Source organism: Streptomyces sp. PA03-1a (assembly GCF_033792805.1).
Classification (GTDB): Bacteria; Actinomycetota; Actinomycetes; order Streptomycetales; family Streptomycetaceae; genus Actinacidiphila.
Genome location: NZ_JARAVO010000284.1, coordinates 1,216 through 10,811, shown reverse-complemented (window position 1 = coordinate 10,811; position 9,596 = coordinate 1,216). Strand labels below are relative to the sequence as shown.

At 74.4% G+C, this 9,596-nt stretch carries 9 protein-coding genes and 1 pseudogene; 2 read left to right on the top strand and 8 right to left on the bottom strand.

Annotated features, from left to right (window positions below; translation table 11 throughout):
• Positions 1 to 379: 379 nt before the first annotated feature.
• From recN to PV341_RS39610, 5 genes are read right to left on the bottom strand one after another with little or no spacing between them, the layout of a single operon-like run.
• A complete protein-coding gene (gene recN / locus PV341_RS39630) occupies positions 380 to 2,122 on the bottom strand; it encodes a DNA repair protein RecN (protein ID WP_500360326.1) in 1,743 nt (580 codons plus the stop codon).
• Positions 2,123 to 2,171: 49 nt separating this feature from the next.
• Positions 2,172 to 3,110 (bottom strand): NAD kinase, encoded by a 939-nt coding sequence (locus tag PV341_RS39625; protein ID WP_500328576.1) that lies wholly within the window; start codon positions 3,108 to 3,110, stop codon positions 2,172 to 2,174.
• Positions 3,107 to 3,913 carry a TlyA family RNA methyltransferase gene (locus tag PV341_RS39620; RefSeq protein WP_500328578.1) on the bottom strand — a complete coding sequence of 269 codons (807 nt, stop codon included), beginning with the start codon at positions 3,911 to 3,913 and terminating at the stop codon, positions 3,107 to 3,109. Before PV341_RS39620 ends, PV341_RS39625 begins: the two co-directional genes overlap by 4 nt.
• Before the next feature lie 7 nt (positions 3,914 to 3,920).
• Positions 3,921 to 4,181 carry a hypothetical protein gene (locus PV341_RS39615; protein WP_500328580.1) on the bottom strand — a complete coding sequence of 87 codons (261 nt, stop codon included), beginning with the start codon at positions 4,179 to 4,181 and terminating at the stop codon, positions 3,921 to 3,923.
• 6 nt (positions 4,182 to 4,187) lie between these two features.
• Positions 4,188 to 5,315 carry a hypothetical protein gene (locus PV341_RS39610; protein ID WP_500360325.1) on the bottom strand — a complete coding sequence of 376 codons (1,128 nt, stop codon included), beginning with the start codon at positions 5,313 to 5,315 and terminating at the stop codon, positions 4,188 to 4,190.
• A gap of 147 nt (positions 5,316 to 5,462) precedes the next feature.
• On the opposite strand from PV341_RS39610, the gene PV341_RS39605 reads away from it, so the two are divergent.
• Positions 5,463 to 5,813 (top strand): sterol-binding protein, encoded by a 351-nt coding sequence (locus PV341_RS39605; protein WP_500328584.1) that lies wholly within the window; start codon positions 5,463 to 5,465, stop codon positions 5,811 to 5,813.
• Here PV341_RS39605 and PV341_RS39600 read toward each other — a convergent pair.
• Positions 5,810 to 6,832: an HAD-IIA family hydrolase gene (locus PV341_RS39600; protein ID WP_500360324.1), complete on the bottom strand. Its 1,023-nt coding sequence runs from the start codon at positions 6,830 to 6,832 to the stop codon at positions 5,810 to 5,812. The two genes, PV341_RS39605 and PV341_RS39600, sit on opposite strands and share 4 nt — an antisense overlap.
• A gap of 72 nt (positions 6,833 to 6,904) precedes the next feature.
• On the opposite strand from PV341_RS39600, the gene PV341_RS39595 reads away from it, so the two are divergent.
• Positions 6,905 to 8,188, top strand: coding sequence for a DUF1015 family protein (locus PV341_RS39595; protein ID WP_500328588.1), 1,284 nt, complete (start codon positions 6,905 to 6,907; stop codon positions 8,186 to 8,188).
• A gap of 65 nt (positions 8,189 to 8,253) precedes the next feature.
• On the opposite strand, the gene PV341_RS39590 is transcribed toward PV341_RS39595, so the two are convergent.
• Entirely contained in the window at positions 8,254 to 9,141 is an 888-nt protein-coding gene (locus tag PV341_RS39590; protein WP_500328602.1) for a hypothetical protein, read from the bottom strand.
• A gap of 50 nt (positions 9,142 to 9,191) precedes the next feature.
• Positions 9,192 to 9,596 (bottom strand): annotated as a pseudogene (locus tag PV341_RS39585) (hypothetical protein); the annotation flags it as partial.

Sequence of the window (9,596 nt, the reverse complement as noted above, 5' to 3'; positions counted from 1 at the left end):
AAGGTTTTTTGTTGGCAGTGTGAGATGTGTATAAGAAACCTCCCCCATCACGCCGACCCCGCACCCGCAAGCGGGGGTACCCGCCCTCGGGCGTGGCACGCGCCGGTGCACGCCCACGGCCGGGGGACGGCGGTGCCCCCGACGGACCGGCCACGGACCGGCCGGCGGCGTTGCCGACCGCCTCCGCCCCGTGTGCGGTGCGCGGAAACCCCTCCCGGGGGTCCGCCGGACGGCGCCCGGGGAACGTCGGTCGGCCACCCGCCGCGCGGCAAGACCGCACCCCCACTGGCGAAGGCGAGACGACCTCCCGGCCACGACCACAGCCGCCCTGCGATCCGCACACCGGCCGGAGCGACGGCCCACGCGGGTCCGGCGCGCGTCAGCGCGCTTCGCGGGCCGCGGCCAGCAACTCCTCCGCGTGCGCCCGCCCGAGCTCCGAGTCCTCCAGCCCCGCGAGCATCCGCGACAGCTCGCGTACCCGCTCCTCACCCTCCAGGACGCGCACCCCGCTCCGCGTCACGGACCCGTCGTTCGTCTTCTCGACCAGCAGCTGCCGGTCCGCGAACGCGGCCACCTGGGGCAGGTGCGTGACGACCACGACCTGCGCGGTCCGCGCCAGACGCGCCAGACGCCGGCCGACCTCGACCGCCGCCTTGCCGCCGACGCCCGCGTCGACCTCGTCGAACAGGTACGTCGGTACCGGGTCCGACCCCGCGAAGACGACCTCGACGGCGAGCATCACCCGGGACAGCTCACCGCCGGAAGCACCCTTGGCGATCGGCCGGGCCGGGGCGCCGGGGTGGGGTGCGAGCTGCAGCTCGACCTCGTCGGCGCCGGTCGCGCCGAAGGCGACCCGGCGGCCGCCGACCTCGATGCCCTCCGCGTCCTCCGTCTGCCGGAGGGCGACGCCGACCCGGGCGTGCGGCATGGCGAGCTGCGCGAGCTCCGCCGTGACGGCCGCGGCGAACCGGTCCGCCGCCTCCCCCCGGGCGTCGGTGAGGGCCTGGGCGAGGTCGCCGAGCTCGAGGCGCAGCGCGTCGCGCTCCCCGGTGAGCTCCCCGATCCGCTCGTCGTCGCCCTCCAGCTCGCCGAGCCGGGCCGCGCCCTGCTCGGCCCACGCCAGGACGGCGTCGATGGACTCCCCGTACTTGCGAGTGAGGTGGGCGAGGACGGCCCGCCGCTCCTCCACGACCGCCAGGCGCCGGGGATCGGCGTCCAGGTCGTCGGCGTACCCGGCGAGCTCACCGGCGACGTCGCCGAGGAGGATGCCGATCTCGCCGATCCGGTCCGAGAGCGCGGCCAGCGCCGGGTCGTGGGAGCGGACGGCCTCCAGCGCACGCTGGGCGCCCGCGACGAGCATGCCGGCGTCGACGCCCTCGGGGTCCTCGGGGTTCCCCGCGAGCGCGGCGTGCGCCTGGGTCGCGGCCGACGCGAGCGCCTCGGCATGGCCCAGCCGCTCGGCCTCGGCGGCCAGGTCGGCGTCCTCGCCGGGCAGCGGTTCCGCGGCGGCGACCTCGTCCAGGCCGAAGCGCAGCAGGTCCGCCTCCTGGGCGCGCTCCCGGGCCCGGGTGGTCAGCTCGTCCAGCTCGCCGGCGACCTCGCGCAGCCGCCGGTAGGCGCCCGCGTACTTGGCCAGCGGCACGGCGACGGCGTCGCCCGCGTACCGGTCCAGGGCCTCGCGCTGGCGGGCCGGCCTCAGCAGGCCCTGCTGGTCGGTCTGGCCGTGCACGGCGACCAGCTCGTCCGCCAGCTCGCCCAGCAGCCCCACGGGGACCGTGCGCCCGCCCACGAAGGCCCTGGAGCGGCCCTCCGCCGAGACGGTACGGCTGATGAGCAGCGCACCGTCGTCCAGCTCGGCGCCCGCCTCCTCGGCCCGCACGGCGGCGGGCGCGCCCGCCGCCAGCGTGATCCGCCCCTCGACCGACGCCGATTTCGTACCGATCCGGACCAGACCGGGATCGGCACGGCCGCCCAGCAGCAGCCCGAGACTGGTGACGACCATGGTCTTGCCCGCGCCGGTCTCGCCGGTCACCGCGGTGAAGCCGGGCGACAGCTCGACCACGGCGTCCTCGATGACTCCCAGCGACCGGATCCGCATTTCCTCCAACACGGATACGACCATACGAGGTTTGCGGGCCGCCGCGCGACGGGCCTCACCCCTGAGGGCAATCTCAGTGCGGCGCGCCCCGCCAGCCGGCCACCGGCAGAGCGAATTTCGCGACCAGCCGGTCCGTGAACGAGGCGTGGTGGAGCCGCGCCAGCCGCACCGGCACCGCGCCCCGCCGGACCTCCACGCGGGCCCCGGCCGGAAGGTCCACCGAGCGCCGCCCGTCGCACCACAGCACGCCGTGCGGAGTCTTCGGCTGCACCTCCACCGCCAGCACCGACTTCGGGGAGGTCACCAGCGGCTTCGCGAAGAGCGCGTGCGCGCTGATCGGCACCATCAGCAGCGCCTCCACCTCGGGCCAGACCACCGGCCCGCCGGCCGAGAAGGCGTACGCGGTCGACCCGGTCGGGGTCGCCATCACCACCCCGTCGCCGCCGAAGCGGGAGACCGGACGGCCGTCCACCTCCGTGACGACCTCCAGCAGCCGCTCGCGCGCCTGCTTCTCCACCGACGCCTCGTTCAGCGCCCAGTCGGTGTGGACGACCCGGCCGTCGTTGCGCACCAGGACGTCGATCGTCATGCGCTCCTCGACCTCGTAGTCGCGGGTGACCACGCGGTCGACGACCTTGTCCAGGTCATCGCGCTCGGCCTCCGCGAGGAAGCCGACCCGGCCCAGGTTGACGCCGAGCATCGGCACCCCGGAGGCACGCGCGAACTCCGCGCCGCGCAGGAGCGTGCCGTCACCGCCCAGGACGATGATCAGCTCGCAGTCCGCGACCGTCTCCGGTCCGATCTCCTGCACCCGCTGCACCCCGCCGTCCCCGGGCAGCGTCAGGTCCTCGGCCTCCTCGGCCAGCACCCGTACGCCGATGTTGCAGCGCTTCAGCCCCTGGACCACCCGCTCGGCACTGCGGATGGCCGCCGGCCGCCCGGTGTGGGCGAGGAGGAAGACGGTGCGGCCGGACGTCCCGTGCACCTCGTGCGTCTCGTGCGTCTCGCTCAACGGGGCCCCTCCGCCACAGCGCGTTCGACATCCGCCGGGTCCAGTTCGGGCGCCCCGGCGCGCAGCCACAGAAAGTACTCCACATTCCCCGACGGTCCCGGCAACGGGCTCGCGGTCACGCCCAGCACCCCCAGTCCCAGTGCGGCCGCCTGTCCGGCGACCTGTCGTACGGCATCGGCGCGCAGCTGAGGGCTGCGGACGACACCGCCGCTGCCCAGTCGCTCCTTGCCCACCTCGAACTGCGGCTTGACCATCAGGACCAGGTCCGCGTCGGGCGCGGCGCAGCGTACGAGGGCGGGCAGGACGAGCCCGAGCGGGATGAAGGACAGGTCGCCGACGACAAGGTCCACCGGCTGGTTGTCGATCTGCTCGAGCGTCAACTCGCGGACGTTGGTACGGTCCTTCACGGTGACGCGTTCATCGCTCTGCAGCGACCACGCGAGCTGTCCGTAGCCGACGTCGACGGCGACGACGTGCGCCGCGCCGTTGCGGAGCAGGACGTCGGTGAAGCCGCCCGTGGACGCCCCGGCGTCCAGCGCGCGCCGCCCCTCCACGAGCAACCCGTGGGGCACGAACGCCGCCAGCGCCCCGGCCAGCTTGTGGCCGCCGCGGGAGACGTAGTCCGGGTCCGAGGCGTCATCGGCGACGACGACCGCGGCGCTGGTCTCCACCTGCGTGGCGGCCTTCGTCGCGGTCGTCCCGCCCACGGTCACCCGGCCGGCCGTGATCAGCTGCCCGGCGTGCTCCCGCGAGCGGGCCAGGTTCCGGCGCACCAGCTCGGCGTCGAGTCGGCGTCGTGCCACGTGAGGTTCAGCTCCTGTTGTCGGCGTCGAGTCCTGTGAGCGTGTCGCGCAGCCCACGGTGTACATCCTCGTACACCTCGACGTGGTCCTCGGTGGGAAGCAGGTCGGCATCCCGCAGGCGGACAAGGACGGCGTCCACCTCGGTATTCCCCGTGGCGTCCAGCACGACGCCCAGCGGCCGCGGCCCCGCGTCGACGACCGCCTCCGCCGGGACCGCGGCCTCCGGTGCGGGCGCGGGTGCCACGCCCTCCAGCCCGGTCTCAGTCACGTCCCTTCACCTCCTGCGTGCGGCCCGCCGCCTTCTTGGCAGGGGTGGCCTTCTTCGCCGCCGTCGTCTTCTTCGCGGGCGCAGCCGCTCGGGACACCGCGGCGGTCTTCTTGGCCGGGGCGGTGGCAGCGGTGCCGGACACCGCGGCGGTCTTCTTCGCGGGGGTGGCCTTCTTCGCCGCCGTCGCCTTCTCCGCGGGCGCAGCCGCTCCGGACACCGCCGCAGTCTTCTTCGCGGGGGTGGCCTTCTTCGCCGCCGTCGCCTTCTCCGCGGGCGCAGCCGCTCCGGACGCCGCCGCAGTCTTCTTGCCGGGGCGGTGGCAGCGGTGCCGGACACCGCGGCGGTCTTCTTCGCGGGGGTGGCCTTCTTCGCCGCCGTCGCCTCCTTGGCGGGGGCGGTGGCAGCGGTGCCGGACACCGCCGCGGTCTTCTTGGCGGGGGCCGCGTTCTTGGCGGCGGCGGCCTTCTTGGCGGGGGCGGTCTGCTTCGCGGCAGGAGCCTTCGCGGGGGCCGCGTTCTTCCGCGCGACCGGCACGGCAGCCGTGCCCGCGGCCATGTCGGGCTCCGGAACCACAGGGGCTGCAGGCGTGGCGGGAGGCTGCGCCGGCGCGGCGTTCTTGCGCGCCACCGGGGTGGCGGCGGCAGCGCCCGTCCCCGTGGGCTTCTTCGCGGGCGCAGGCGCAGGCGCGGGCGCGGGCCTGGCGACCGGCGCATGCTCCACCGGCGGCTGCGGCGGCACGTACAGACCGGGGTCCGGCTCCTCGTCCGTCATGTCGGCCCCGGCCGGCTCCCGGTCGTCGTCTTCCAGGTTCCGGATGCGGCGTTCCAGGGCCTCCAGGACGACGCCGACCTTGGTGACCTCGTCCGCGAGCCGCCCGACCCGGCCCATCGCCTTGTCGATCTCCTCGCGGACGAGACCCACGAGCAGGTCGCGGTTGGCCCGTCCCGACGCCATCAACTCGTCCGCGAGCGTCTGCACCTCGGGCGGGATCCGCTCGCCGATGCTCCGCTGGACCGCGTCGACGTCTATCCCGGTCTGGTCGAGCAGTTCCTTGGCCGCCCCGACCGCCCGTCGCCGGGTGGCCTCGGTCAGGCCGCCCGCGATCTGCAGACAGGTCCGCAACGCGTCCCGCATACGCCCTCACTCCTCGCCTTCACCAGTTCCCCAGACTTCGTCGGTCACGACGCTACCGTCTATGGCGCCGCGTCTCCCCGACAGTCCCCTGCGGTACCGTCGATCAAGACCAGCACGAGCCACGTCCGAACGGGAGAAGCACAGCCCATGGCGACCATCGAGGAGTGCCGCAGCGCGCTCGAGCGGCTGTCCGAGAACCTCGCCGGGACCGAGGGCGGCGACCTGCGCAGCGCGGCCGCTCTCGACCGCTCGCTGAGCTGCCGCATCACCGATCTCGACGTCACCTTCGTGGGGCGTCTGGTGGACGGCCGCATCCAGGACGTGGTCACCGTGCAGGGCCCACCGGCCGAGCGCGCCGAGATAAGGCTGACCATGGCCGGTGACGACCTCGTCGCGCTCGTCGACGGCAAGCTGCACTTCGCCAAGGCGTGGGGCAGCGGCAGGGTCAAGCTGGAGGCGGGCTTCCGCGACCTGCTGCGGCTGCGCAAGCTCCTCTAGAGCCCCAGCCGGTCCAGTGCCTTCTCCGCGTCCAGGTCGCAGGAGCCGTCCCCGGCCCGTGTCCAGGCCGCCGCGCACAGCGCCCGCAGTCCGTCCATGGGTTCGCCGTCGCCGTCCAGCAGCAGCGCCCCGTCGCCCGCCGAGGCGGTCCAGCCCCCGCAGCGGTACGCACCCGCACCGGCGTCCGTGACCCCGGGCTGCGGGGTGAGCAGGCCGCGCAGATCGGCGTCGACGTAGGTGGGCCGGTGCTGCGGCGGAGCGGCGAGCAGCAGTGCGGGAGTGGTGACCCCGGTGAGCACCAGCAGCGAGTCGACGCCGCCCGCGTGGGCGCCCTCGATGTCCGTGTCGAGCCGGTCGCCGACCACCAGCGGCCGTCGCGCGCCCGTCCTGATGACCGTCTCCCGGTGCATGGGCGGCAGCGGCTTGCCCGCGACCTGCGGTTCGCCACCGGTCGCGATCCGGACGACCTCGACGAGCGCGCCGTTCCCCGGTGCCGTGCCACGGGCGGTCGGGATGGTCAGGTCGGTGTTCGAGGCGAACCACGGCGCACCGCGGTTGACCGCGTACGCCGCCTCCGCGAGCTGCTCCCAGCCGACCTTGGGCGAGTAGCCCTGCACGACCGCGGCCGGGTCGTCGTCGGCCGACGCGACCGGCTGGAGCCCGCGTTCACGCAGCGCCTCCACCAGCCCCTCGCCGCCGATCGCCAGCACCCGTGCGCCCGACGGGACCTGATCCGCGATCAGCCGGGCCACCGCCTGGGCGGAGGTGATGACCTCTTCCGCCTCGGCCGGCACGCCGAGCCGCGTCAGGTGCTCCGCGACGGTCCGCGGCGTGCGGGCCGCGTTGTTGGTGACGTACGCCAGCCGCATGCCGTGGGCCCGGGCCGAACCGAGCGACTCCACGGCGTGCACGATCGCGTCACCACCCGCATAGACCACTCCGTCCAGGTCGAGCAGGGCGGTGTCGTACGCCTGGTCAAGGGGGCTTTCACTGCCGGCCGGGCCGGTGCTGTGGGTCATCGGGCGGTCGCTCCTCGTATGTCGTCGATCACTCGGCACACTTCGCGGACATGACCCGCGTAGCATGCCCGGATGAGCAATTCCGGACCCGCTGTACGGGGCTTGCGGCTGGCGCCGTTCCGCGCGCTCCGCTACGTCCCCGAGCGGGTCGGCAGCCTGGCCGCGGTCACCTCGCCACCGTACGACGTCGTCGTCCGGCCCGAGGAACAGCGGCACCTGGAGACAGCCGACCCGCACAATGTCGTGCGGCTCATCCTGCCCACCGCCGAGCCCCCGGACGGCCGGCACCGCAAGGCCGCATGGGCGCTGTTCCAATGGCAGGAGGAGGGCGTCCTGGCCCTCGACCCCAAGCCCGCCCTGTACGTGTACGAGCAGCGCGAGGGCCATCAGGTGCAGCGCGGCCTCATCGGTGCCCTGCGCCTGACCCCGCCCGAGGAACGGATCGTGCTGCCGCACGAGGACGTGATGCCCGGCCCGGTCGCCGACCGCGCGGCGCTCATGCGTGCCACGGCCGCCAACCTCGAACCGCTGCTGCTGGCGTACCGGGGCGATGACGGGGAGGCGGCCGAGGTCGTCGAACGCACCGTCGCGGAGCCGCCCTTGCTGGCCACGACGACCGAGGACGGCATCCACCACCGGCTGTGGGCGATCACCGACCCGGGGGCGATCGCCGCGGTCGACGCCGACCTGTCCCGGCACCAGGCCGTCATCGCCGACGGCCACCACCGCTGGGCCACGTACCTGCTGCTGCAGGCCGAGCACGAGGCCCCCAGCCCCTGGGACTACGGCCTGGTGCTGCTGGTGGACACCGCCCGCTACCCGCTGCGGGTCCGCGCCATCCACCGTGTGCTGCCGCAACTGCCCGTCGCACGGGCCGTCGAGGCGGCCCGCCACGCCTTCCGCGTACAGGAGCTGCCCGGCCCCCTCCCCCAGGCCCTGGCCGCCCTGGAGGCCGCGGCGGCCGAGGGCAACGCCTTCCTGCTCACCGGCGACGGCCGCTTCCACCTCCTGGACCGGCCGGACACCGAGGCCCTCGACCGCGCCATCCCCGTGGACCGGCCCGAGGAATGGCGGCAGCTGGACGCCACGGTGCTGCACAGCCTGCTCCTGGACCGGATCTGGGAGGTGCCCGACGCCCCCGAGCACATCCACTACATCCACGACACCCAGGCCGCGGTCGAGCGCGCCGAGCATTACGGCGGCACGGCCGTGCTCATCCACCCGGTGCGCGAGAGCGTCGTGCACGACCTCGCCAAGCAGGGTGTGACGATGCCGCGCAAGTCGACCTCCTTCGGCCCGAAGCCGGCGACCGGCCTGGTGCTGCGCAGCCTGGAACTCGACGGCACGCCCGCCTGAAGCCGCACAACGCGAAGGGCGGCATCCGCGTGACGCGGATGCCGCCCTTCCCCTTGCTCCGGCGATCAGTCCTCGGTGCCCTTGGCGGGCTCCTTGAACGGGTCGTCGAGGAACGCCGTCGGATCGGCCTCGTCGGTCAGGTCGACGTCCGGCTCCCCGGCGTCACCGACCTCGCGCTCCCCGTGCTCCTCGTGCTCCTCGTCGTCGGAGGCCTCGGCATCCGCGGAGTCCTCGGCGGCGTCGTCGTCGATGTCGTCGCCGTCGTCGTCCCGATCCGCCGCGACGGGCGCGCCGGCCCCGGCGCCCTCGTCGGCACCCTCGTCCAGCGCGTCCACGAAGGCCACGCCGTCCAGCTGCGCCAGCCGGTCGGAGGCGTCCGTGCTGCCGCTCTGGTCGGCCTCCAGCGCCTTGGCGAACCACTCCCGGGCCTCGTCCTCACGGCCCGCCGCGAGCAGCGCGTCGGCGTACGCGTAGCGCAGTCGCGCCGTCCACGGGTGCACGGCGTTGGACGCCAGTTCCGGGCTCTGCAGGGTGACGACGGCGGCCTCGTTCTGGCCCATGTCGCGCCGCGCACCGGCGGCGACCAGACGCATCTCCACCTGACCCGCGCGGTCCAGCTTGTGCACCTCCGGCGCGCCCGCCATCTCCAGCGCGCGCTCCGGGCGGCCCATGCCCCGCTCGCAGTCCGCCATGACCGGCCACAGGTCGACCGTGCCCGTCATCCGCCGGCATGCCCGGAACTCGGCCAGTGCCTCGGCGTACCGCTCCGTGGCGTACGAGGCGAAGCCGGCCGCCTCACGGACGGCGGCGACACGGGACGCGAGTCGCAGCGCGACCCTGGAGTAGCCGTAGGCCAGGTCCGGGTCCTCGTCCAGCAGCCTGGCCACCATGACGAGGTTGCGCGCCACGTCCTCGGCGAGCGTCTTCGGCAGGCTCATGAGCTCCTGACGCACGCTGGGGTCGATCTCCTGACCCGTCACGTCGTCCGGGATCGGCAGCCGCTTCACCGGCTCCCGCTCCTCACGGCGCTCGTCACGGCCCCGGGTGTTCTCGAACCGCCCGCGCCCCTGCACGTACGGCCGCCGGCCGCCGCCCTGGCCGCGCTCGTCATCACGACGCGGGCCGCGGGGACGCTCGTCCCGACGGTCGTCGCGACGGTAGCCGCCACGGTCGTCGTCCCGGCGCGGCCCACGGGGCCGGTCGTCCCGACGGTCGTCACGCGGCCTGTCCTCACGGGGACGGTCGTAGCGCGGCCGGTCATCGCGACGGAACCCACCGCGGTCATCCCGCCGGTCGTCACGGGGACGATCCTCACGGGGACGGTCGTAGCGCGGCCGGTCATCGCGACGGAACCCACCACGGTCATCCCGCCGGTCGTCACGGGGACGATCCTCACGGGGACGGTCGT

Excerpts from the sequence above, each read along its gene's own strand:
- recN (WP_500360326.1), bottom strand. The coding sequence starts at position 2,122 with ATGGTCGTATCCGTGTTGGAGGAAATGCGGATCCGGTCGCTGGGAGTC.
- PV341_RS39610 (WP_500360325.1), bottom strand. The coding sequence starts at position 5,315 with ATGCGGGACGCGTTGCGGACCTGTCTGCAGATCGCGGGCGGCCTGACC.
- PV341_RS39605 (WP_500328584.1), top strand. The coding sequence starts at position 5,463 with ATGGCGACCATCGAGGAGTGCCGCAGCGCGCTCGAGCGGCTGTCCGAG.
- PV341_RS39600 (WP_500360324.1), bottom strand. The coding sequence starts at position 6,832 with ATGACCCACAGCACCGGCCCGGCCGGCAGTGAAAGCCCCCTTGACCAG.
- PV341_RS39595 (WP_500328588.1), top strand. The coding sequence starts at position 6,905 with ATGAGCAATTCCGGACCCGCTGTACGGGGCTTGCGGCTGGCGCCGTTC.